Source organism: Thermosyntropha tengcongensis (assembly GCF_055381335.1).
This window is the reverse complement of record NZ_AP042437.1, coordinates 2,180,835-2,202,728: the sequence shown is the minus strand read 5'-3', so window position 1 is coordinate 2,202,728 and position 21,894 is coordinate 2,180,835. Positions and strand designations below refer to the sequence as shown.

General features: G+C 44.9%; 24 protein-coding genes and 1 tRNA gene. 24 read left to right on the top strand and 1 reads right to left on the bottom strand.

The features are described 5' to 3' along the window. Window positions 1–22: 22 nt before the first annotated feature. The 13 genes from ACZ42E_RS10715 to ACZ42E_RS10655 all read left to right on the top strand — a co-directional run bounded on the left by ACZ42E_RS10715 (window position 23) and on the right by ACZ42E_RS10655 (window position 13,007). On the top strand, window positions 23–1,063 hold the full coding sequence (locus tag ACZ42E_RS10715) for a YkvI family membrane protein (RefSeq protein ID WP_464892308.1): 1,041 nt from the start codon (window positions 23–25) through the stop codon (window positions 1,061–1,063). A 24-nt stretch (window positions 1,064–1,087) separates the two neighbouring features. Beyond that, window positions 1,088–2,491, top strand: a complete 1,404-nt coding sequence (gene selA / locus ACZ42E_RS10710) for an L-seryl-tRNA(Sec) selenium transferase (RefSeq protein ID WP_464892307.1) — start codon at window positions 1,088–1,090, stop codon at window positions 2,489–2,491. A gap of 34 nt (window positions 2,492–2,525) precedes the next feature. After that, window positions 2,526–4,424 carry a selenocysteine-specific translation elongation factor gene (selB, locus tag ACZ42E_RS10705; RefSeq protein ID WP_464892306.1) on the top strand — a complete coding sequence of 633 codons (1,899 nt, stop codon included), beginning with the start codon at window positions 2,526–2,528 and terminating at the stop codon, window positions 4,422–4,424. 43 nt (window positions 4,425–4,467) lie between these two features. Continuing rightward, a complete protein-coding gene (locus tag ACZ42E_RS10700; RefSeq protein WP_464892305.1) occupies window positions 4,468–5,460 on the top strand; it encodes an acyl-CoA dehydratase activase-related protein in 993 nt (330 codons plus the stop codon). After that, window positions 5,457–6,554 (top strand): CoA protein activase, encoded by a 1,098-nt coding sequence (locus tag ACZ42E_RS10695; RefSeq protein ID WP_464892304.1) that lies wholly within the window; start codon window positions 5,457–5,459, stop codon window positions 6,552–6,554. Before ACZ42E_RS10700 ends, ACZ42E_RS10695 begins: the two co-directional genes overlap by 4 nt. Continuing rightward, window positions 6,551–7,513 carry an acyl-CoA dehydratase activase gene (locus tag ACZ42E_RS10690; RefSeq protein ID WP_464892303.1) on the top strand — a complete coding sequence of 321 codons (963 nt, stop codon included), beginning with the start codon at window positions 6,551–6,553 and terminating at the stop codon, window positions 7,511–7,513. The genes ACZ42E_RS10695 and ACZ42E_RS10690 overlap by 4 nt, the downstream gene beginning before the upstream one ends. Window positions 7,514–7,568: 55 nt before the next feature. Then, on the top strand, window positions 7,569–8,747 hold the full coding sequence (locus ACZ42E_RS10685) for an ABC transporter substrate-binding protein (RefSeq protein ID WP_464892302.1): 1,179 nt from the start codon (window positions 7,569–7,571) through the stop codon (window positions 8,745–8,747). A 69-nt stretch (window positions 8,748–8,816) separates the two neighbouring features. Then, window positions 8,817–9,698: a branched-chain amino acid ABC transporter permease gene (locus ACZ42E_RS10680; RefSeq protein ID WP_464892301.1), complete on the top strand. Its 882-nt coding sequence runs from the start codon at window positions 8,817–8,819 to the stop codon at window positions 9,696–9,698. 12 nt (window positions 9,699–9,710) lie between these two features. Then, on the top strand, window positions 9,711–10,661 hold the full coding sequence (locus tag ACZ42E_RS10675) for a branched-chain amino acid ABC transporter permease (protein WP_464892300.1): 951 nt from the start codon (window positions 9,711–9,713) through the stop codon (window positions 10,659–10,661). Continuing rightward, window positions 10,658–11,422 carry an ABC transporter ATP-binding protein gene (locus ACZ42E_RS10670; RefSeq protein ID WP_464892299.1) on the top strand — a complete coding sequence of 255 codons (765 nt, stop codon included), beginning with the start codon at window positions 10,658–10,660 and terminating at the stop codon, window positions 11,420–11,422. Before ACZ42E_RS10675 ends, ACZ42E_RS10670 begins: the two co-directional genes overlap by 4 nt. 2 nt (window positions 11,423–11,424) lie before the next feature. After that, on the top strand, window positions 11,425–12,129 hold the full coding sequence (locus tag ACZ42E_RS10665) for an ABC transporter ATP-binding protein (protein ID WP_464892298.1): 705 nt from the start codon (window positions 11,425–11,427) through the stop codon (window positions 12,127–12,129). A gap of 75 nt (window positions 12,130–12,204) precedes the next feature. Then, window positions 12,205–12,861 carry a CBS and ACT domain-containing protein gene (locus ACZ42E_RS10660; protein WP_464892297.1) on the top strand — a complete coding sequence of 219 codons (657 nt, stop codon included), beginning with the start codon at window positions 12,205–12,207 and terminating at the stop codon, window positions 12,859–12,861. Between the two features lie 48 nt (window positions 12,862–12,909). Next, window positions 12,910–13,007: transfer RNA gene (locus ACZ42E_RS10655), tRNA-Sec, on the top strand. 61 nt (window positions 13,008–13,068) lie between these two features. On the opposite strand, the gene ACZ42E_RS10650 is transcribed toward ACZ42E_RS10655, so the two are convergent. Beyond that, window positions 13,069–13,668: a TVP38/TMEM64 family protein gene (locus tag ACZ42E_RS10650; protein WP_464893532.1), complete on the bottom strand. Its 600-nt coding sequence runs from the start codon at window positions 13,666–13,668 to the stop codon at window positions 13,069–13,071. A gap of 343 nt (window positions 13,669–14,011) precedes the next feature. Between ACZ42E_RS10650 and ACZ42E_RS10645 the strand changes: the two genes are divergently transcribed. From ACZ42E_RS10645 to ACZ42E_RS10595, 11 genes are all read left to right on the top strand, one after another. After that, complete coding sequence (locus tag ACZ42E_RS10645; RefSeq protein WP_464892296.1) at window positions 14,012–14,647, top strand: CvpA family protein; 636 nt, start codon at window positions 14,012–14,014, stop codon at window positions 14,645–14,647. A gap of 40 nt (window positions 14,648–14,687) precedes the next feature. Further along, window positions 14,688–16,064: an aminopeptidase gene (locus ACZ42E_RS10640; RefSeq protein ID WP_464892295.1), complete on the top strand. Its 1,377-nt coding sequence runs from the start codon at window positions 14,688–14,690 to the stop codon at window positions 16,062–16,064. A 36-nt stretch (window positions 16,065–16,100) separates the two neighbouring features. Then, a complete protein-coding gene (gene selD, locus ACZ42E_RS10635) occupies window positions 16,101–17,138 on the top strand; it encodes a selenide, water dikinase SelD (protein ID WP_464892294.1) in 1,038 nt (345 codons plus the stop codon). Window positions 17,139–17,169: 31 nt separating this feature from the next. After that, window positions 17,170–17,370, top strand: a complete 201-nt coding sequence (locus tag ACZ42E_RS10630) for a DUF951 domain-containing protein (protein ID WP_464892293.1) — start codon at window positions 17,170–17,172, stop codon at window positions 17,368–17,370. Between the two features lie 147 nt (window positions 17,371–17,517). Then, a complete protein-coding gene (locus tag ACZ42E_RS10625; RefSeq protein ID WP_464892292.1) occupies window positions 17,518–17,733 on the top strand; it encodes a hypothetical protein in 216 nt (71 codons plus the stop codon). A gap of 128 nt (window positions 17,734–17,861) precedes the next feature. Beyond that, window positions 17,862–18,158, top strand: coding sequence for a 30S ribosomal protein S6 (gene rpsF, locus ACZ42E_RS10620; protein ID WP_464892291.1), 297 nt, complete (start codon window positions 17,862–17,864; stop codon window positions 18,156–18,158). 30 nt (window positions 18,159–18,188) lie between these two features. After that, window positions 18,189–18,626 (top strand): single-stranded DNA-binding protein, encoded by a 438-nt coding sequence (locus ACZ42E_RS10615; RefSeq protein WP_464892290.1) that lies wholly within the window; start codon window positions 18,189–18,191, stop codon window positions 18,624–18,626. 24 nt (window positions 18,627–18,650) lie between these two features. After that, the gene (rpsR, locus tag ACZ42E_RS10610; RefSeq protein WP_464892289.1) at window positions 18,651–18,875 is read left to right on the top strand and encodes a 30S ribosomal protein S18; all 225 of its coding nucleotides are present in this window, start codon (window positions 18,651–18,653) and stop codon (window positions 18,873–18,875) included. Between the two features lie 89 nt (window positions 18,876–18,964). Next, the gene (locus ACZ42E_RS10605; protein WP_464892288.1) at window positions 18,965–19,945 is read left to right on the top strand and encodes a DUF2232 domain-containing protein; all 981 of its coding nucleotides are present in this window, start codon (window positions 18,965–18,967) and stop codon (window positions 19,943–19,945) included. Then, window positions 19,942–20,388, top strand: a complete 447-nt coding sequence (gene rplI / locus ACZ42E_RS10600; RefSeq protein ID WP_464892287.1) for a 50S ribosomal protein L9 — start codon at window positions 19,942–19,944, stop codon at window positions 20,386–20,388. Before ACZ42E_RS10605 ends, rplI begins: the two co-directional genes overlap by 4 nt. A gap of 160 nt (window positions 20,389–20,548) precedes the next feature. After that, window positions 20,549–21,832, top strand: coding sequence for an adenylosuccinate synthase (locus tag ACZ42E_RS10595; protein ID WP_464892286.1), 1,284 nt, complete (start codon window positions 20,549–20,551; stop codon window positions 21,830–21,832). Window positions 21,833–21,894 lie beyond the last annotated feature (62 nt).

The window sequence follows — 21,894 nt, the reverse complement described above, 5'->3', positions numbered from 1 at the left end:
AAAGCGAAGTCTTATGGTTGTAATGGGATATTTGGGGGCGGTAATCGGGGCCGGGTTTGCTTCCGGACAGGAAATCATGCAGTTTTTTGTAGTTTATGGGGCTTATGGACTTAAAGGGGCTTTGGTAGCCACTTTCCTGTTTTCCGTTCTGGGGATGCTGCTTATTTACACCGCCCACAAGGAAGGGATAGACAGCTATCAGGAGATGCTGAATTTTTTCTTTGGCGATAAGCTGGGTGTATTTGTAGATTTTATGCTTACATTTTTTCTTTTCCTGGGCCTCAGCACCATGCTGGCAGCCAGCGGGGCCGTTTTTTATGAACATCTTTATTTATCAAAGGATGCTGGCATTTTAACTGCCTGCGTACTGGTGATAGTTTTTCTACTGGCCGGGCGAAGAGGTCTTTTTTTGTCTTACAATCTTCTGGTTCCGGTAAAGCTTTTGTTCCTGTTCCTTATATCAGGTTACGCGGCTTTTGTTTTTAGAGCTGACCAGATTGAAATTTACACTTCTTTCATGCAGTATGATAATGTAAGCTTTTGGTTAGCATCCAGTTTTCTCTATGTAGCCTATAATTTTTCCCTGGCTCTGGTAGTCCTGACTGAATATAGGGCAGTAACTTCCCCGCTTACCGGTATGCTGGGAGCTGGATTAGGAGGAGCTGTGCTGGGGGTTTTAATCGTCTTTACCTATTTTGCTCTGGGCAATTTCCTGCCCCATGTCATGTACTACCAGGTGCCTATGCTTTATATAGCAGGAAATATAAGCCTTAAGGTAAAATATGTGTATACTGTTGTTTTATGGCTGGGAATACTTACAACAGCTTTAGCCAATGCTTATGGTTTTGCTTTAAGGTTTTCGAATCTTACCAGCCTTAGCTACAGTTTTTGTCTGGTTTTATGCATGATACTGGCAGTGCCGCTTTCTTTTTTCAGCTTTTCGGGCCTGGTAGGCAGAATATACCCGGCTTTTGGGCTTTTAGGGCTTTTGATTATCGCTGCTTTATTTTTTAAAGCGGGAAAAGACATGCTAGAACAGATATACTATAATATTAGGAAGTAAAAGAAGATGGCCAGGAGGTATAGAATGATTAATCTTAAAAAAATTCCGCCGGTAGATGAGATTTTGCAGTATGAGGAGCTTGCGGCTTTTTTTCAGGTTTATAACCGGGATTTTGTGGTAGCAGCCGTGAGAAAAGCCCTGGACCGGATAAGGCAGTATTTAAAAGGTGTAGAAGAGGAACTGGAAAGAGAAGATATTGTAGAGAAAATTATAGAGGAGTTCAGGCAGGTCATCGAAGAGGAAGCCAGCGGGACTCTGCGCAAGGTTATAAATGGGACAGGGGTAGTTCTGCATACCAATATGGGAAGAGCCCCTTTGGGGAAAAGGGCTCTTGCCTATATGCAGGAGATGGCCGTAAACTACAATAATCTGGAGTTTGACCTGGAAAAAGGAGAACGGGGGAGCAGGTATTTTCATGTCGAGGAATTGTTAAAAAAACTTACGGGAGCTGAGGCAGCCCTGGTAGTAAACAATAATGCAGCTGCTGTTTTGCTGGGCTTAAATACCCTGGCCAAAGGAAAAGAAGTGATAGTTTCCCGGGGGCAGCTGGTGGAAATAGGAGGGGCTTTCAGGATTCCGGAAGTTATGAAGCTGAGCGGGGCCAGGCTTGTGGAAGTAGGGACTACCAACAAGACATATATAAGGGATTTTGAGGAAGCCATAACCGAGAATACCGCTCTTCTTTTTGCTGCCCATACTTCCAATTACAAAATAATAGGGTTCAGCAAAGAGGTGGAGCTGTCAGAACTGGTAAAGCTGGGGAAGGAAAAAGGGCTTCCGGTTATGCAGGATCTGGGGAGCGGAATACTTTGTGACCTTTCTTTCTGGGGGTTTAAGGATGAACCGACAGTGCAGCAGTGCATAAAAGCAGGAGCCGATGTGGTTACTTTCAGCGGGGACAAGCTTTTGGGCGGGCCGCAGGCCGGGATAATAGTGGGGAAAAAAGAATATATAGAGGCTATGAAGAAAAACCAGCTTACCCGTGCCCTGCGGGTGGATAAGCTTACTATATCAGCACTGGAAGGAACTCTGCTTGAGTACCTGTGCGGGAATCCCTATCAGGATATCCCGGTTATAAATATGCTTACCCTTTCTTCCGAGGAATTGAGGGAAAGAGCCGGAAAGCTGGAGGAACTTTTGCTTTCCAGGTTTAAAGGCGATAAACGGGTAAAAAGGATACAGATTGTTGAACTGGAAGATATGGTGGGGGGAGGGGCTTATCCAGCTACTTTAATCCCAGGTTATGGAGTGGAAATAGAGTTTGACGGCTTAAAGGTAGAGGAAATAGCATCCTTTTTGCGGCGGGGAAAACCGGCCTTGGTGACCAGGGTGCAGGAAGATAAGCTTCTCATAAGTGTGCGCACCCTGTTTGCCGGTGACTATCCTCTGCTGGCAGAACTGCTGGCAGGGGCAGTAAGCCGGAGTTAAGCGTTTAATCTTTAAGATCAAGGGGGAAAACAGCTTGAAGCGGGTTATAATTGGAACCGCCGGACATATTGACCATGGGAAGACAACCCTGGTTAAGGCTTTAACCGGTATAAACACTGACCGCCTTAAAGAAGAGCAAAAACGGGGCATATCTATTGAGCTTGGATTTGCTCCTTTTGTGCTCCCTAATGGGCAGAGGGCAGCTATTGTAGATGTGCCTGGACATGAAAGATTTATAAAACATATGCTGGCGGGGGCTTTTGGCATAGACATGGTGCTTTTTGTCATTGCCGCCGATGAAGGCATTATGCCCCAGACACGCGAACACATGGATATTATTGAGCTTCTGGGGGTAAAAAAAGGGATTGTAGTACTTACCAAAAAAGATATGGTAGATGAGGACTGGCTTCTTATGGTAGAGGAAGAAGTCAGGGAGTATGTGGATAAGACTATTCTTAAAGGGGCTCCTATAGTAAGCGTTTCTTCTGTTACCAGGGAAGGGCTCGATAAACTCGTGCAGGAGATAGAAAAAGTGGCCGGGGAGGTGGAGGAAAAGCCGGCATTTGGACAGGCGAGGCTCCCCATTGACCGGGTTTTCAGCATGCCTGGTTTTGGCACTGTTGTTACCGGCACTTTATGGTCGGGACAGTTTAAGGTGGGAGATACGGTAGAGCTTTTGCCAAGTGGAAGGCAGCTTAAAATCCGCAATCTTCAGGTGCACAATGAAAAGGTGGAAACTGCCTATGCCGGGCAGAGGGTAGCCGTGAACCTGCAGGGCATAGAAGTAGCTGATATAAAGAGAGGATACTGGCTGGCTACGCCTGGCTACCTTACCCCCAGCTACCGGGTGGATGCCAGGCTCAGGCTTATAAATTCCACGGACCGCATTTTGAAGAACTGGAGCCGGATTCATTTCCATCTGGGAACCGATGAAGTCCTGGGGAGGGTAGTCCTGTTAAGCTGTGATGAGCTTAAGGCAGGGGAAGAAGCTTATGTGCAGATAGTGATGGAAGAACCGGTGGTATGCCATAAGGGAGATCCTTTTGTTATCCGCTACTATTCACCGGTTGCTACTATCGGGGGGGGAATAATAATTGATGCCAATGCAGTTAAACAGAAGAGGTTTAATGAAGAGGCCCTCAAGGAGATGGCGGTAAAAGAGGAAGGAAGCCTGTCTGAGATGCTGCTTCTGGAACTGGAAGGCAGAGCGGTGGAAGCTTTGACTCTGGAAGACCTTATGAAGGCTGCCGGGGTAAATGAAAAAGAAATAAAAGAAGAACTGGAAAAACTTGAAAGAGAAAATAAGGTTGTCGAAATCGCCAAAGGGGTATATATTAGTAGTTATGGACTAAGGATTATAGAAGAAAAGATTGTCGAAAACTTGAAGCTTTATCACCGCAAATATCCGCTGCGGTTTGGATATCCAAAAGAAGATATGCGCAGCCGCTTTTTCAACCATATAAGCGGCAAGGTTTTTAACCAGATATTAAAACTTTTTGAAGATAAAGGGAGCATTGAGAGCAGGAACAATATTATAATGATAAAAGGATATGTTCCTGCCCCTTCGGAAAAGGAAGCAGCAGTTATAGAAAAAGTAAAGGATGAATTCCGCTCTCATCTGTTTACACCCCCGGGTGTGGAAGAACTGAAAGAAAAGCTGGCATTAAATGATGAAATGCTGGAGGAAATCATAAATTATCTTCTGGAAACCGGGTATATAGTAAAGGTAAGTTCAGATATGTTCTTTGCCCGGGAAGCGGTGGAAAAAGGGAAAGAAATTTTAAACGAGTATTTTGCCAGGGAGAAAGAGCTGACTTTGGCTACAGCTCGCGATCTGCTGGGGACTACTCGCAAGTATGCGCTGCCTCTGGTAGAATATTATGACAGGATTCGTTTTACAAGGCGGATAGGCGATATAAGGGTGAAGATGTAATTTTTCAAAATGAAGCCGGGGATAAGCAGGAGGACTTTGTAAAGTGGCTAGAATAGGAATACCGCGCACTTTGGCTTATTTTCTGTATTTTCCATTCTGGAAAACTTTTTTTACGGAACTGGGGCATCAGGTGGTAGTTTCACCTCCTACTACCAAGGCTATACTGGATAGAGGGGTAGAGGATGCGGTAAATGATGCCTGCATTCCGATAAAAATATATCACGGGCATGTAGCCAGGCTCATAGGGAAGGCAGATTTTATTTTTGCGCCTCGCCTGGTGAGCCTGCGCCGGCATGGGGATTTTGGCACCGAAACATTTTGCCCCAAATTCCTGGGACTTCCAGACATGATAAAGGTAGCGATTGAAAAACTTCCCCCGGTGATAGATACCAGGATAGATTTAAAACCGGGCAAAGAAGAACTTTTGAAGGCCTGCCGGGAAGTAGCGGAAATATTAGGTAACGGGGGAAAAGAGGTTTTAGATGCTTACAGGAAGGCGCTTGCGGTGCAGAAAAATTTCAGCAAACTTCTAAAAGAAGGGATTCTGCCTCACCTGGCTTTAGATATAATAGAAGGCAGGAAGAAAAAAGAAGAGTTAGAAGAAGGGGACTTTGACCTTAAGGTAGCGGTGGTAGGCTATCCTTATGTGATATATGACCCTTATGTCAATGTAGGCCTTTTAAAACTGCTGGAAAAAGAAAAGGTAAAGGTTTATACCCAGGATATCTTGAGCAGCAGGGAGTTAAACCGGCAGCAAAAATATATACCTAAAAGCCTGTTCTGGTACTTTTCCAACCGGGCAGTCTACGGCGGGCTGCATTTTATGAAGAGGAAAGACATTGACGGGATTATTCATGTAACAGCCTTTGCCTGCGGTCCGGACTCGATGGTGGACAGGCTCCTGGAAATAGAATGCGGGAAGCATAATAAGCCTTATCTTACTGTATCAGTAGATGAGCACAGCGGAGAGGCAGGAGTAAGGACGCGCATAGAGGCCTTTATCGATATGCTGCGGTACAGGAGGGATAAAAGATGAAGATAAGTTTTCCCCATATGGGGCATTCATATATTGCTTTTAAGTGGCTGGTCGAAAATATAGGCCATGAGTGTATAGTACCTCCTGAACCGAGCAAGAGGACCCTCGACTTAGGGGTAAGATATGCCCCGGAATTTGCGTGTATACCTTTTAAGATTTTGATGGGAACTTATCTGGAGGTTGCTGAAAAAGGGGCAGAAGTTATTATAACCTCCGGAGGGATGGGGCCCTGCCGGGCTGGATATTACTGGGTTATGCACCAGTACATACTCAATGAGCTGGGAAAAGATGTGGAGATAATAGCTTTTGAGCCTCCTTTGTGCGACCTTAAGGATTTCTGGCGCAAACTTCACCGCCTGCGGGTAAGTGGAGGGCTTTCGGTAAAAGAGTTTATTCAGGTTATAAAAACGGCCTGGGAAAAAATCAAAGCCATTGATGACATTGAGATGAGGTCACATGAGGTAAGGCCTTATGAGATAAACCGGGGGGATACTACCCGGGCTTTATGGAAGGCTTTGGATATGATAGACAGGGCAAATTCGATAAAAGAAATTGAGGAAGCCAAAAGGGAAGGGCTTAAAGTCATAAATGGGGTTCCGCAGGATTTAAGCCGCAACCCCCTCAAGGTAGGCATTATAGGTGAAATTTACGTGGTGCTGGAACCGGCTGCCAACCATTATATCCAGATAATGCTGGGAGAGATGGGGGTACAGACCGACCGCTCCATATATCTCACCTCTTATACGCGCAAAAATACTATTGTCAATCTGGAAGGGGATATTTTTGCGGTTGCCCGTCCTTATATAAAGGAAGCCCCGATAGGGGGACATGGAGTGAACAGCATCGGGGAAACTATCCTTTATGCCAAACACGGATTTGATGGAGTGGTACAGCTGGCACCATTTGCCTGCATACCGGAAATCGTGGCCAAAAGCATCCTGCCCCAGGTAAGCAGGGATTATGATATACCTGTCCTTACCCTGTTTATTGATGAGCAGACAGGGAAAGCCGGGGTGCAGACCAGGCTGGAGGCGTTTATAGATCTTCTGGAAAAACGACGGGAAAGCCGGAAGCGGGAGAGATTGGTAGTATGATAACAGGTTATTTAGGTGTGGATGTAGGTTCAGTAAGTACCAATATAGTAGTGATAGATGAAAAAGGGGAGGTTTTAGCTTCCAGGTACCTTCGCACGAGCGGCAAGCCTATTGAAACTGTGCAAAAAGGGCTTTTTTCCGTAGGCCAGGAGGTAGGCGAGGGGGTTTCCATTGCCGGAGTGGGGACTACCGGGAGTGCCCGCTACCTTATAAGCATGATTGTGGGGGCTGATATTGTAAAAAATGAAATAACTGCCCATGCGGTAGCAGCTTCCAATGTGGTTAAAGGAGTACAGACTATAATTGAGATCGGCGGCCAGGATTCCAAAATAATAATCCTGCGCAATGGAATTGTTACTGATTTTGCCATGAATACTGTTTGTGCAGCAGGTACCGGATCATTTCTTGACCAGCAGGCTAACCGGCTTTGCATACCTATCGAAGAGTTTGGGGATTATGCCCTTAAGGCTAAAAATCCGGTGCGTATTGCAGGAAGGTGTGCGGTTTTTGCCGAATCAGACATGATACATAAACAGCAGCTGGGATATAATATTGAAGATATTATCGCCGGGCTCTGTGAGGCCCTGGTCAGGAATTATATGAACAATGTGGGCAAAGGGAAAGAAATTTTGCCGCCGGTAGTTTTTCAGGGCGGAGTAGCTGCCAACAAGGGGCTGGTAGCGGCTTTTAACAAGTACCTGGGGATGGAAGTGATTGTTCCCAAAGAACATGGGGTTATGGGAGCTATCGGAGCTGCCCTTCTGGCGCGGGAGGCTACCAGAAAGACCGGCAGGACCAATTTTAAAGGGTTTAATATAAAAGATATAAGTTTTAAAACAGACAGTTTTGAATGCAACGGCTGTTCCAATGCCTGTGAGGTAGTACAGTTTTATGAAAATGATGAGCTTATTGCCCGCTGGGGAGACCGTTGCGGCAAGTGGGAGATGAGTGTGAGATAAAAGGTTTCACGGTTTAGTCCGTGATGGAAAATAAAAATAAAAAGGAGGAAGGTAGATGCGAGTAAGCAGGAAGGTAGTTTGGCTGGTTATGATGTTGTTTGTATTCGGCATGCTGGCTGGATGCGGCGGAAAAGCGGGAGGAGGGAAAGAGGCTGCTTCTTCTGAGATACTGGTAGGCATAAATGCTGAACTCTCAGGGGCAGTTGCCAGTTATGGAACTAATGCCCGCGATGGCGCAATCCTGGCTATTGAACAGGTTAATGAGCAGGGCGGCGTTTTAGGGAAAAAGATTAAGGCTATTGAAAGAGACAACAAATCATCTGCTGATGAGGCCATGAGCGTAAGTGCCGATCTGGTAACCAAGGGGATTGTTGCCCAGATTGGACCGCTTACCAGCGGTAATGTGCAGGGATGTACTCCGGTTATGATGGACAACAAGATTCCTCTCATCGCTCCGGCAGCCACAGCAGTAAATGTAACGGTTAATGAAAAAGGGGAAACCCTGGACTACATCTTCCGCGTATGCTTTATCGATCCTTTCCAGGGAACTTTGATGGCCCAGTTTGCTTATGAAAATCTGGGAGCCAGAAATGCTGCTATTTTGAAAGATGCTTCCAATGATTACAGCAAGGGGCTTGCAGATTACTTCAAGAAGACCTTTACTGAAAAAGGCGGCAAGATAGTAGCGGAAGAAGGGTTTATAAAAGGCGATCGTGATTTCAGGGCTACTTTAACCAAGATAAGAAGCTTGAATCCTGATTTTATTTATGTTCCCGGCTATTATGAAGAAGTAGCTCCCCTTATCAAGCAGGCGCGTGAGTTAGGCATAAATGTAGCTATTGGTGGCGGTGATGGCTGGGATTCTCCGGATATGGTAAAAGTAGCCGGGGAAGCAAACCTCAACAACACCTACTTTACCAACCATTATTCTGTAGAAGACCAGAACCCGAAAGTGCAGGAATTTGTAAAAGCTTACAAGGCCAAATACAACAAAGAACCGGATGCCTTTGCAGCTCTGGCTTATGATGCAGTACAGCTTCTGGTTCAGGCAATAAAAGATGCTAACAGCACCAATCCGGAAGATATCAAGAACGCTCTTTCCAAAATCAAAGATTTTGAAGGCGTAACCGGCAAGATGACCATTGATAAACAGCATAACCCGGTTAAAGCTGGGGTTATTATTGAATTTAAAGATGGCAAACAGGTAATGAACACCAGGATTGAACCTAAATAATGGCAGTTGGCAAGAGAGGGGAGGTATCCCCTCTCTTTACGGTACCACTAATAGGAGGAAGTGGCTAAATTGCTTGAATTAGTGCAGCAGATAGTTAACGGCTTATCTTTAGGAGCTATATATGCCCTTATTGCTCTGGGATACACCATGGTTTACGGGATAATAAAGCTTATAAACTTTGCCCATGGCGATGTTATGATGGTAGGTGCCTATGTGGGGTTTTTTTCGGTGAGCATCCTGGGGACCAATATAATAGTGGCTATGGTTTTTGCGATGGTGGCATGTGCCCTGCTGGGGGTAATTATTGAAAAGGTAGCCTATAAGCCTTTAAGGCGCGCAACGCGTATAGCAGCCCTGATAACGGCTATTGGGGTATCTTTGTTTCTGGAATATACGACCATATTTTTCTTGACTCCTCAGCAGAGAATATTCCCTAAAGGGGCTTTCCCGGTACATGATTACAGCCTGGCGGGAATTTCGGTTTCCAACAAAGATGTGTTTATATTTATTTCAGCCATCCTTTTGATGATTATACTGCAGTTTATCGTAAAAAATACTAAAACAGGCAAGGCTATGCGCGCGGTATCTGAAGATAAAGATGCTGCGGTATTGATGGGGATAAATGTAGATAATACCATATCCGTGACTTTTGCTATCGGTTCTGCTTTGGCCGCAGCAGCGGGGGTGATGATAGGGGTATATTACAACACTATAAATCCTCTTATGGGAATCCTCCCCGGACTTAAGGCTTTTGTAGCTGCGGTGCTCGGAGGTATTGGCATAATTCCTGGTGCTATGGTAGGAGGTTTTATTTTAGGAATTCTGGAAACCCTGGTCAGCGGATATGGCAACAGCCTTTACCGTGATGCGGTAGCTTTTGGGGTGCTTATTTTGATATTGCTTATTAAGCCTACCGGTATATTTGGCAAAAATACCGGTGAAAAAGTGTAGGTGAAAATGGTCATGAATGTATTGGAAACGCGATGGGGAAAATTAGCAGCGGAAGTTTTGATTCTGGCCGTTATTTTTCTTGTGGTGCAGTATTTTATTGCGGTAGGCGTACTTAACCAGTATTATCAGATAATTATAACTTCTCTATGTATAAATGTTATTCTGGCTGTCAGCCTCAATCTCATAAATGGATTTACCGGACAGCTTTCTCTGGGACATGCAGGATTTATGGCGGTAGGGGCTTATGTTTCTGTAGTTTTGACCAAGTTTATGGGGCTGCCTTTTATAGCCGGAATAATAGCAGGATGCCTGGCAGCAGCTGCTGCTGGCTTTGTAATCGGAGTTCCTACTTTAAGGCTTAAAGGGGATTATCTGGCCATTGCCACTTTAGGGTTTGGGGAGATAATTCGGGTAATTCTGCAGAATATTGAATATGTAGGCGGCCCGGCTGGAGTAGTAGGTATTCCCAAGCTGACTACCTGGGGATGGCTTTTTGGCGGGGTAGTGATTACCATATTTATTATTCAGAACCTTATCAATTCCAGCTATGGCCGGGCTATAATTTCGGTAAGGGAAGATGAGATAGCTTCCGAGGTAATGGGAGTTAATATTACCAACTACAAAGTGCTGGCCTTTGTAATAGGTGCTTTTTTTGCTGGTCTGGCCGGGGTTTTGTATGCCCATTATTTCTATATAATAAAACCGGAAACTTTTAATTTTCTCAAGTCTTTTGATGTTCTGGTAATGGTAGTTTTAGGCGGATTGGGCAGCACGACCGGAGCGGTAATAGCCGCCATATTTATAACGGTGCTTACTGCAGCCCTGCAGGCTTTTCCAGCTGTACGCATGATAATTTATGCCCTGATTCTTATACTGGTCATGATTTACCGCCCGCAGGGGCTTATGGGAAACAAGGAACTGTCAGTCAAAATCCTGGGTAAAGTTTGGAGTGGAAAAAAATGACACTGCTTAAGATAAATAATTTGTGCAAGTCGTTTGGTGGACTTAGTGCGGTTTTGAATTTTAACCTGGAAATAAGGGAGCATGAGCTTATAGGCCTTATTGGCCCTAATGGTGCCGGCAAAACTACGGTTTTTAACCTTATAACCGGGGTATATAAGCCAGACAGCGGGGAAATTATTTTTAAGGGGGAAAATATAGGCGGGCTTCCCCCGCATGTTATATGCAAGAAAGGGATAGCCAGGACTTTTCAGAATATAAGGCTTTTTAACAATCTAACCGTTCTGGAAAATGTCAAGATTGCGCTGCATAAAAATGTTCCCTACAGTTTGCCGGCTGCTCTTTTCCGGTTAAATTCATTCTACAGAGGGGAAAAAGAAATAGAGGAAGAAGCTTTAAAATGGCTTAAGCTTTTCAACCTTGACCACCGCAAATATGAAAGGGCTTCCAGTCTGCCTTATGGAGAACAGAGGAGGCTTGAAATAGCAAGAGCACTGGCAACTCATCCTACCCTTTTGATACTGGATGAGCCGGCTGCTGGCATGAACCCCAATGAAACCCTGGAGCTTATGGAACTCATCCGCCGCTTGCGGGATGAATTCAAACTGGCTATACTGCTCATTGAGCACGATATGTCGCTGGTTATGGGTGTGTGTGAACGTATTTATGTCCTGGATTATGGACAGGTTATAGCCGAGGGAAACCCGGAAGAGATTCGCAACAACAAGCGGGTTATCGAAGCTTATCTGGGAGAGGAGGTATAGAGATGCTTAAGGTAAATGAAATCGATGTATATTATGGGGCTATTCATGCTCTAAAAAAGCTTTCCCTGGAAGTTGAGCAGGGTAGTATTGTAACCTTGATTGGTGCCAATGGTGCGGGCAAAACGACTACCCTTAAAACTATATCCGGCCTCCTGCGTCCCAGAAGTGGAAGCATAACTTTCAAAGGGACTGATATTACCAGGGTTCCCCCTGAAAAAATCGTAGCTATGGGAATATCCCAGGTCCCGGAAGGCAGGCGCGTTTTTGCGGCCATGACCGTTTTAGAAAATCTGGAAATGGGTGCCTATCTTAGAAAAGATAAAAAAGAGATAGCCAAAGATTTAGATGAGGTATTTGACCGTTTCCCCCGTTTGAAAGAGAGGAGAAAGCAGCTGGCTGGCACCTTGAGCGGCGGGGAACAGCAGATGCTGGCTATCGGAAGAGCCCTGATGGCCAGGCCTTCTCTTTTGCTCATGGATGAACCTTCCATGGGACTGGCTCCCCTTCTGGTTAAAGAGATATTTGAAATAATAAAGGATATAAACAGCAGGGGGACTACCATCCTGCTGGTTGAACAGAATGCCCATATGGCTCTTTCTATTGCCGACAAGGCGTATGTAATCGAAACCGGGGAGATAGTCCTTTCCGGACAGGCAGGAGAACTGATGAAGAGTGAAGAAGTAAAGAAAGCATATCTAGGCGGCTAATGAAACAGGGGACGGTTCTCTGTTTCACCTTTGGTGAAACAGAGAACCGTCCCGGTAGAAGGGGGTTTTAAGCAGGTGAAAGTAAGGGATAAAATGACTACCCGGGTAATAACGGTGGAGCTGGAAAGTTCGGTAAATGATGCTTTCCGCTTGATGAAAGAAAATAATATACGAAGGCTTCCGGTTATGGATCATGGGAAGCTGGTAGGGATAATAACTTTAAGCGACTTGAACCATGCCATGCCTTCATCGGCAACTTCCCTCAGCATTCACGAATTGAATTATATTCTGGCCAAAACTACGATAAAAGATATAATGCCGAAAAAACAGAAGCTGGTTACAGTAGATGCCGAAAGCTATATTGAAAGGGCAGCCAAACTGATGAGGGAACATACCATAAGCGGCTTGCCGGTAGTGGAAGACGGGAAGCTGGTAGGCATAATAACAGAAACTGACATATTTGACGCTTTTATTGAAATACTGGGGGTAAACAAGCCCCATACCCGTATTGATGTGTTTATAGAAAACAAGCCGGGCATCCTGGCAGATATTACCGCTGTTTTTGGCCAGAGGAAGATAAATATCCTGAATACGGTAGTTTACTATGATAAAGTGCGCGATCTGTATAAAGCCATCATCAGGGTGGAGGCTTTAGACTGTGAAGAAGCCATTGAAGAATTAAAGAGGAAAGGCTATCCTATTGAATCAGTCATAGTAAGGCCTGAAAATTAGTAAAACCTGCATTTGACAAGTATAATAAAAAGTTATATACTCTTTAGCGGAAGCGGATCGGTCCTGGTGGGCCGCCTGGACTTCAAATCCAGTCGTGCGGCGGTGGTCCCGGCGCAGGTGAGTTCGATTCTCACACGCTTCCGCCAGAATAAGAAAATGATAGACCGCAGCCTTTTGAGGGGATGCGGTTTTTTATTTAGAACAATTTTATTCAGGATATCTGGATTTAATGAAAGAAAGTTTCCCGCTTTTTCTTATCAAATGTCCACCCAGGGCAAGGCCTGCAACTGCTGCCATAATAGCAATTATGAGTTTTATATCCCGGGTATTAAAAAGGCATATCCCGAGCCCTGTATAGAGGACAGCGGTAGGAATTTTGCCAATCGCCGAGGACAGGAAAAAATTCCAGAAGGGGACTCCGCTTACTCCAGCTGCCACATTGATGACCGGAGTAGGGAAAACCGGGAGCAGCCTGGTTAAGACAATAGTCCAGAAGGCCATGCCGTTATCTATTTGAGTAAGGTCGTAGCCGAACCTTTCTTTAATCTGCTCTATCACCCAGTCGGATGCTACATAGCGGCTTATCCAGTAGGCTAAACATGCTCCCGCCAGGGCGCCGGTCCAGGCCAGAAGAAAGCCTGTCTTAAAGCCAAAAATGATGCCTCCAGCAGAAGCCAGTATTATATAAGGGACTAAAGGCAAGGCTGCCTGCAGGGTAAAAAGCATAAAAGCGATGAGTGGGGCCCACATGCCGAAATTTTTCATAAATGAAGTTACGGCTGCCATATCTTTAAAAGTGGCCATCATTTCCACAGGCTTTCCCTCCCTTGGCTTTGCTGCAGGATTATTATATCATTTTCCAGTTATTGCAGCCACCTGTTTCTGGCTGTACGGGACATAAGTCGAACAACCAGAACCCATGTCCTGGCAAAAAATTTTTTTAAAAAGGGTATTTATTTTTTTTATTGCATCATTTATACTTATTAGTAATAAAGCTATTTTATGAACGGCATAACAAAAGAAATATACTCACGGGGGAGAGGGAATGTTTGAATAGAAGGAGCCTTAGGCTCCTTCTCTGTTTATGGGTTAATTTTCCTCTGGATATGTTATAATTTTAAAAGCAGTTTTACACCCATCGGGGGAGCTTATGCAGTTAAACCTGCTGGATTACATAATCGCTATTTTTTTGGCTTCAGGCTTAATTTCCGGTTTCCGTCAGGGATTTGTCAGGGCTTTGGGCGGAATTGTAGGGGCTTTGGCCGGTATTATACTTGCTCTGGCTTACTATGATAATCTGGCACTGTATATGGAAGATTACTATGGAGTAATAACCTTGATTGCTGATTTTATAAGGGAAAAGCTTTTTTTAACTTCTATCCCTGCTATGTATATTTTTGACAGCCTGCCCTTTTGGCATGGGGGAAAAGAAGCTGATGTTGCCTATTACCTGGCTTCTTTCCTGGTTTTGTTTTTGTCTTTTGTAATCCTTTTTGTAATTTTAAGCAGGCTGGCTGGTTTTTTGTGGAACCAGCTGGATATAGTTTTTATAGCCGGATTTTTGGCGGGAATAAACCGGTTAGCCGGGATGCTGCTGGCCCTGGCTAAAAATTTTGTTATTCTGGCCGTTTTTTTAAGTTTTTTAACCCCTTTTATAAATGCTGGAGCTGACATAGGCATAAGCAGTTTGTTTATATTGAGGCAAGGTATAGAGAATTCTTATTTTGCCAACATTATATTTAAAGTTTTAAACGAGATTAAGACCTGGTGGTTTTTAAAAGGCTAGAATGAAGCCCTCAAAAACCTGTTTTAAAGGAGGACAAAGGATGGGTAAAGAGGATAAAATTATATGGGAAAAAATCGCTGAAGGGGAAATGAGCCTTGTTGAAGGGTTTAGCAGAGGATATGTAGATTTTTTGAACCGGGCTAAAACGGAACGGGAAACCGTGGATTTTATAATTAATGAAGCGGAAAAAGCCGGGTTTAAGAATTTAAAGAGCAGTGACGCTATTAAGCCGGGACAAAAATTTTACTTAACGGAAAAAAATAAGATAGCTGCCCTTCTGGTGATAGGGGAAAAACCAATCAGTGAAGGCATGAATATGGTAGTTTCCCATATTGATGCACCGAGAATCGACTTAAAACCCTGGCCTTTATACGAAGAAGACAACATGGCCCTTTTCAAGACCCACTATTATGGAGGAATAAAGAAGTACCAGTGGCTGAGCATTCCTCTGGCTCTGCACGGGGTAGTAGTCAAAAAAGACGGCCGGGTTATAAATGTAAATATAGGGGAAAGAGAAGAAGACCCGGTTTTGACCATATCTGACCTGCTTCCCCACCTGGCTAAAGAACAGATGGAGAAAAAGATGGGTGAGGCAGTAAAAGGGGAAGACCTTAATGCCCTTATAGGAAGCAGGCCGCTGAAAGGGGAAGAAAAAGAGAAAATAAAAAGGTATGTCCTTATGATTTTAAAATCGCAGTACGATATTGAGGAAGATGATTTTACCAGTGCCGAGCTGCAGCTGGTTCCTGCCTTTAAGGCCCGGGAAGTGGGGCTGGACAGGAGCATGGTGGGAGGCTATGGGCAGGATGACCGGGTTAGTGCCTATACTTCTTTAAGAGCTGTTTTGGAAGTGGAAAAGCCTGAACGCACCGCTTTATGCCTTTTTGTCGATAAAGAAGAAATAGGAAGCACAGGGAATACCGGTTTGCAGTCACTTATTATAGAAAACCTGGCTGCCTTTTTGCTGCACAAAACCGGGGAAGACAGCTATTATGCCGTAAGAAAAGCACTTTCCAGTTCCTTTGCCCTTTCTGCTGATGTGAATGCAGCAGTTGACCCTAACTATCCGGAAGTTTTTGAAAAGATGAACTGCAGTTTTCTGGGCGGAGGCGTAGTTTTAACCAAGTACACCGGTTCCCGCGGCAAAGCCGAGTCTAATGATGCAAACCCGGAATTTTTAGGCCGAATAAGAAAGCTTTTTGATGACCACCAGGTTTTGTGGCAGGTGGGAGAATTGGGCAAGGTAGATATAGGCGGGGGAGGAACGGTTGCCCAGTATATGGCTTATTACGGCATGGAAGTCGTGGACTGCGGGGTAGCTGTTTTAAGCATGCATTCACCGTTTGAGGTGGTAAGCAAAGCCGACCTTTATATGGCTTACAAAGGATATAAAGCTTTTATGCAGGCATTCAAATAACCTTCATGGCTTAAAAACGGGGAAAGGGGTGAGAAGATGGAAAAGGTAAGGCTTACCCAGATGGTAAGGGCGGCAGGCTGAGCAGCCAAAATAGGTCCGGGGACCTTGGAAAAGATTTTGGGAGATTTCGAGCTGCCGTATCATCCTGACCTCCTTGTAGGATTTGATACCAGGGATGATGCCGGGGTTTTTAAAATTAGTGAAGATACTGCCATTATCCAGACGCTGGACTTTTTTACCCCCATGGTTGATGACCCCTATGTTTTTGGTCAGGTAGCAGCGACCAATGCGATAAACGATGTTTATGCCATGGGAGGAAAGCCGCTTTTAGCCATGAATATAGTATGTTTTCCGCAGTGCGGGGATCTAGGTATATTAAAGGAAATACTGCGGGGGGGCCTCGACAAGATAAAAGAAGCCGGCGCTTTGCTGGTGGGAGGCCATACGGTGGATGATAATGAACCTAAATACGGCCTTTCGGTTACCGGCGTGGTTCATCCAGAGCGTATAATCGGCAATGCGGGGGCCAGGCCGGGAGATGTGCTTTTTTTGACTAAACCGCTGGGCAATGGGGTTATTGCCACGGCCATCAAGGCAGAAATGGCTTCCCGGGAGGCTTATGAGGAAGCGGTTTACTGGATGACCATGCTTAATAAGGAACCTTGTGCAGCCATGCAGGAGGTGGGGGTTAATGCCGCTACAGATATCACAGGCTTTGGCCTCATAGGGCACCTTTATGAAATGGCTTCTGGCAGTGATGTCAGGGTAGAGGTTTATGCGGGCAAAGTAGGTTTTATGAAGGAAACCCTGGAGCATGCGGGAATAGGTTTGATTCCCGGAGGGGCTTATACCAACCGGGAATACCTGAAGGATAAGGTAGAAATAGATTCCCGGGTGGACGGTATAGTTGCTGATCTCCTTTTTTCGCCGGAAACTGCAGGGGGTCTGCTCATAGCGGTGCCGGGAGAAAAAAGGGATAAACTGGCAGAAGCTTTGGAAAAACGGGGATGTGCTTTTTTTGAGATAGGGAAGGTTACCGGTGCAGGTTATGAACGGATAAAGGTGCTGCCTTAAACAGGTATAAAAGGGGGAGGTTAAGAAACAGGTGCAGCGCAAGGAGTTTCAGCTGGGAGATATTGTGCGCATGAAAAAGCCGCATCCGTGCGGAAGCTACAACTGGCAGGTCATAAGGATGGGGGCGGATATAAAAATAAAGTGTCAGGGCTGTGGGCGCATAGTTATGCTGCCGCGCCTGGAGTTTGAGAGAAAGATGATAAGGGTAGAAGAACGTTCTGTTCAGCCATGATACCTGGCTATAACATGCATCTGCCTTGATGACCAAACTTTTAAAGCCTTCATATAATATTATTAGAGCGAAGGGAAGTGAAACAGAGAACCGTCCTCTGTTTCGGGGGAAGTGAAACAGAGAACCGTCCCTGGGAGGGTGAGGCAGATGCGGATGAAAATAGTAAAGAAAAATACATTCAGCAAAGGGGATTTGGTAAAGGTAAAAGATATGCCGGGTAATGAAAGGTTTTGCATTATAGGATTTAAAGAAGGCAGCCATGATGAGCCAGTTGCTGTATTAAAAGCCTTATTTAATGAAACATATATCATCGAAAAACCGGTCAGCAAGCTGGAAAGCCTCCTTATAAAAGGAAAGCTTTAAAAAATGCGGGCAAAAAACTTGCACCATTTGTAAAATATTGATATACTTTCATATGTGTCCCTGCTCCGTTTTTCTTAACGGAGCCTGTACCCGTTTTTATGGGTTAGACCGTAGGGAGGAGGTGCGAGATGATGCGCGAATATGAAATGATGTTTATCTTGAAGCCGGATTTAACCGATGAACAGATCGCTGAAGTGAAAGAAAGGCTTAAAAAGATTATTGCTGATTTCGGCGGCGAGTTCCTCGGTGAGGCTGAAGGATGGGGCAGAAAGCGCCTGGCTTATGAAATTGAGAAGTACAATGAAGGTATTTACTCAGTATGGAACTTTAAAGGTAAGCCGGCAGTTGCCCATGAGCTGGACAGGGTTATCAAGCTGTCTGACCGTGTTCTGCGCCACATGATTTTGCGCAAGGATGAGAAGTAGAAGGGCCTTACAGGTTGGGGGGAGTACAAATTGCTAAACCGTGTTATTCTTATAGGCCGCCTTACACAGGATCCCGAGCTTAGATACACCCCAAATGGCGTGCCGGTGTGCCGGTTTACCCTGGCAGTAGCCAGAAAGTTTAACCGTGAGGAAGCTGATTTTATTGATATACTGGTCTGGAGAGGAATGGCTGAAAATTGTGCCCAGTACTTGAGCAAGGGACAGCTGGCAGCTGTGGAAGGAAGGCTCCAGGTCAGGACTTATGAGGGACGTGACGGCATAAGGCGCAAAGCGGTAGAAGTAGTGGCTGATGATGTCCGTTTCTTAACCAGGAGCGGAAGTGCAGATAAAGGGGCTTACGCTGGCCGTGCTGCGGAAAATGATCCCTGGAGTGACATAGCAGAAGAAATCAGCATAGAGGATCTGGATATAGTTGACAGAAGTGAAGATGATGAAGTTCCTTTTTAGGTTTGATAAGAGGAGGGACAAGGTTTGAAAAAGGAAAAGCGGAAAAAGAAACGTCAGTGCAATTTCTGCGCTGACAAGATTGATGTTATAGATTATAAAGATGTACCCAGGCTTCGCCGCTATATTACGGAAAGAGGCAAAATAATCCCCCGCAGGATTAATGGAAATTGTGCCCGCCATCAGCGGCAGCTTACCAGAGCTATAAAGAGAGCAAGGGTTATGGCTCTTTTGCCGTTTACAGCAGAATAAAATAAGCCCTCGTATGAGGGCTGTTTTGCATTTTAAAAGGTTTTTATAAAATTATTTTAAAGAGCTGCCACGGAAAGAAGGTGAAAGGGTTGCCAAAGCTTTCCCCTTTTTGGAAGTTTCTTTTGCTGTCTCTTTTGCCGGTAGCAGTTATGAGTGCAGTGCCGGCGCTGGTTTTCTTGCTGGCTGTCCTCTGGGGAGCTGTAGTCATTTTGAGCGCATTTTACCTGAGCAGAAAACAGGTGTTTATAATATTTATAGCGGATATGGTGCTGTTTTATTTTATGGGAGGCCTTATTAATATAGCTTTTTACCTCTCTTTTATCGGTATAGCAGTTTTGATAATGGCCTATCTGGCTTCCCGGGGCAGGGGCTATTATGAACTGCAAAAATGGGGAATATTGACGGCTGTTTTGTCAGTATCTGCTTTTCTCGGGTTTTTATATATAACAACCGGGGATATAGGTATTAAAGAGATTGAACAGGAGTTTACAAAGAATTTTGCCGAAAGCATAAAGGCTTATGAAGAAAGTGACTTTTCGGAGATATATGCCCGTCAGGGGATAACTAAAGAAAAACTGGAACAGGAATTTATGAGAATAACCGGGATAGTAGCCAGGCATTTGCCTGCCTTTTACTACCTGCAGGCAGCGGTGGGAGTGTTTTTTAGCCTGCTTCTGGCCTCCATCTGGAGCTTAAGGAGAGGCCTTATAATATTAAAAAGAAAGCCTTTTGCGGAAGAGGTTATGCCCTGGCAGCTGGTATGGATAGTTATTTTAGGATTGGCCTTTATGCTTGCAGGGGACAGGAGCGGGGAAACTTCTTTTCTGTATTATGCAGGCTCCAATATGCTGGCTATTATGTTTCCGGTAAGTGTATATTATGGAACAGCAGCTCTGGTTTATCGTATTCAGAACCTGCCTGTAAGTACCAGAAGGTGGGTGATAGTTTTTTTGCTTATAGCAACTCTGCTGTTTTCCGTTTCGATACTGGTCTTTGCCGGTTTGGTGGGAATTTTCGATGCCCTTCTGGATTACCGAAAAATTAATAGACTGAAGGAGGATGGCAAATGAAAGTAGTGCTCATTCAGGATGTCAAAAATTTGGGGAAGGCTGGCGACATAAAGGAAGTAGCTGACGGATATGCCCGCAATTTTCTTATTCCCAAAGGACTGGCAGTAGAAGCTACTTCTACCAAAGCCAAGGAGGTAGAAGAAAAGAAAAAGAGCCTGGAAAACCAGAAAAAGAAGGAAATGGCCCAGGCGGAAAGCCAGAAGGCCAAAATTGACGGCAAGGTTATAGAGATTAAAGCCAAGACAGGTGAAAATGACAAGCTTTTTGGAGCAGTAACCCCCAAGGAGATAGCGGAAGCAATAGCTAAGGATTTAGGAGTAAATATCGATAAAAAGAAAGTTGAAATAGCTGAGCCTATCAAGCATCTGGGGGAATATGATGTCAGGATTAAGCTTTATCCGGGCATACAGGCAGCGATAAAGGTAAAGGTAAGCCGGGCTTAGAAATTTATCAGGCAGGGCAAAGAATAGTACAGAAAAAAATATAGAAAATATATATAGGTTTGTATACAGCATATTAAGTTGACACCTTAAATTTGTTCTGCTAATATTAGTTTGCTGTTTTAGAGCTGGTATTTTAAGGATTAAGCCAGGAGGTGGGCGAATGTCAGCAGTAGTGTTGGTAGGTGCTCAATGGGGTGATGAAGGAAAAGGGAAAATAACTGATTTTTTGGCAGAGAGGGCAGATTGTGTCGTAAGGTATCAAGGCGGCAGCAATGCCGGGCATACAGTGGAAGTAGGAAAGGAAAAGTTTATGCTCCACCTCATACCTTCTGGCATTCTGTATCCTGATACCCTTTGCATTATAGGCAATGGTGTAGTAGTAGATATGGAAAAGCTTTTAGAAGAGATTGACGGCCTGGAAAAGAGAGGGATAGATACTTCTAACCTGCGCGTAAGCTATAGGGCACCGCTGGTGATGCCTTATCACAAAAAGCTGGATGAACTGGAGGATAAGCACAGCAGGATAGGAACTACCAGGAGAGGCATTGGCCCTGCTTATGGGGATAAGATAAAAAGGGTTGGATTCCGGCTCATAGACTTAATCGAGGACAGCCCTTTTTTCCGGGAAAGGTTTAAGGCACAGGTAGCATATAACAATGCGGTTATGGAAAAGGTATACGGTGAAAGAGGTTTTGATGCTGATATTCTGCTCAAGGAGCTTAAGGGACAGGCAGAAAGGCTTCAAAAGTATGCTGCTGACACTTCCCTTTTAGTATACCAGGCAGTAAAAGAAGGAAAAAAAGTTTTGTTTGAAGGAGCCCAGGGGACTTTGCTCGATATAGACCACGGCACCTATCCCTATGTTACTTCTTCCAATCCTACTGCCGGGGGAGCCTGTACCGGAGCAGGAATCGGGCCTACCTTTATAAACCGGGTTATAGGCATAGCCAAGGCTTATACCACCAGGGTAGGAGAAGGGCCTTTCCCGACGGAGTTAAATGATGAGCTGGGAGAACTCCTGCGCCAAAAGGGGTATGAATTTGGGACTACTACCGGAAGGCCCAGGCGCTGCGGCTGGCTGGATGCGGTTATTCTCCGCTATGCGGCAAGGATAAATGGGCTTACCGATCTAGCTGTTACAAAGCTTGATGTGATGAGCGATTTTGACACGCTCAAAATATGCACGGGATACAAATATAAGGGACAGATTTTGCAGGAATTTCCGGGCAGCCTGGAGGCCCTGCAGAACTGTGAGCCTTTGTATACCGAACTTCCCGGATGGAAGGCAGATGTAAGCGGGATAACCAGCTTTAAAGACCTGCCGAAAGAAGCGCAGGCTTATATAGAAAAGATAGAGGAATTAACAGGGTTAAAGGCTTCCTTGATTGCAGTGGGGCCCAGGCGTGATCAGACCATTGTAAGGGAAGATATTTTTGCCTGCTAAAAATGACCGCTTATGAAAAATACAGAAAAGCTCTTGCCAAAAGGCAATATTTTTGATAATAT

Bases quoted from the DNA above. Each gene is read 5' to 3' on its own strand.
- ACZ42E_RS10670 (WP_464892299.1), top strand. From the start codon at position 10,658: ATGACACTGCTTAAGATAAATAATTTGTGCAAGTCGTTTGGTGGACTT.
- ACZ42E_RS10650 (WP_464893532.1), bottom strand. From the start codon at position 13,668: ATGATGGCCACTTTTAAAGATATGGCAGCCGTAACTTCATTTATGAAA.
- ACZ42E_RS10715 (WP_464892308.1), top strand. From the start codon at position 23: ATGGGATATTTGGGGGCGGTAATCGGGGCCGGGTTTGCTTCCGGACAG.
- ACZ42E_RS10675 (WP_464892300.1), top strand. From the start codon at position 9,711: ATGAATGTATTGGAAACGCGATGGGGAAAATTAGCAGCGGAAGTTTTG.
- rpsF (WP_464892291.1), top strand. From the start codon at position 17,862: ATGATGCGCGAATATGAAATGATGTTTATCTTGAAGCCGGATTTAACC.
- ACZ42E_RS10645 (WP_464892296.1), top strand. From the start codon at position 14,012: ATGCAGTTAAACCTGCTGGATTACATAATCGCTATTTTTTTGGCTTCA.
- ACZ42E_RS10640 (WP_464892295.1), top strand. From the start codon at position 14,688: ATGGGTAAAGAGGATAAAATTATATGGGAAAAAATCGCTGAAGGGGAA.
- ACZ42E_RS10695 (WP_464892304.1), top strand. From the start codon at position 5,457: ATGAAGATAAGTTTTCCCCATATGGGGCATTCATATATTGCTTTTAAG.
- ACZ42E_RS10595 (WP_464892286.1), top strand. From the start codon at position 20,549: ATGTCAGCAGTAGTGTTGGTAGGTGCTCAATGGGGTGATGAAGGAAAA.
- ACZ42E_RS10690 (WP_464892303.1), top strand. From the start codon at position 6,551: ATGATAACAGGTTATTTAGGTGTGGATGTAGGTTCAGTAAGTACCAAT.
- ACZ42E_RS10625 (WP_464892292.1), top strand. From the start codon at position 17,518: ATGCGGATGAAAATAGTAAAGAAAAATACATTCAGCAAAGGGGATTTG.
- rplI (WP_464892287.1), top strand. From the start codon at position 19,942: ATGAAAGTAGTGCTCATTCAGGATGTCAAAAATTTGGGGAAGGCTGGC.
- ACZ42E_RS10685 (WP_464892302.1), top strand. From the start codon at position 7,569: ATGCGAGTAAGCAGGAAGGTAGTTTGGCTGGTTATGATGTTGTTTGTA.
- selA (WP_464892307.1), top strand. From the start codon at position 1,088: ATGATTAATCTTAAAAAAATTCCGCCGGTAGATGAGATTTTGCAGTAT.
- ACZ42E_RS10665 (WP_464892298.1), top strand. From the start codon at position 11,425: ATGCTTAAGGTAAATGAAATCGATGTATATTATGGGGCTATTCATGCT.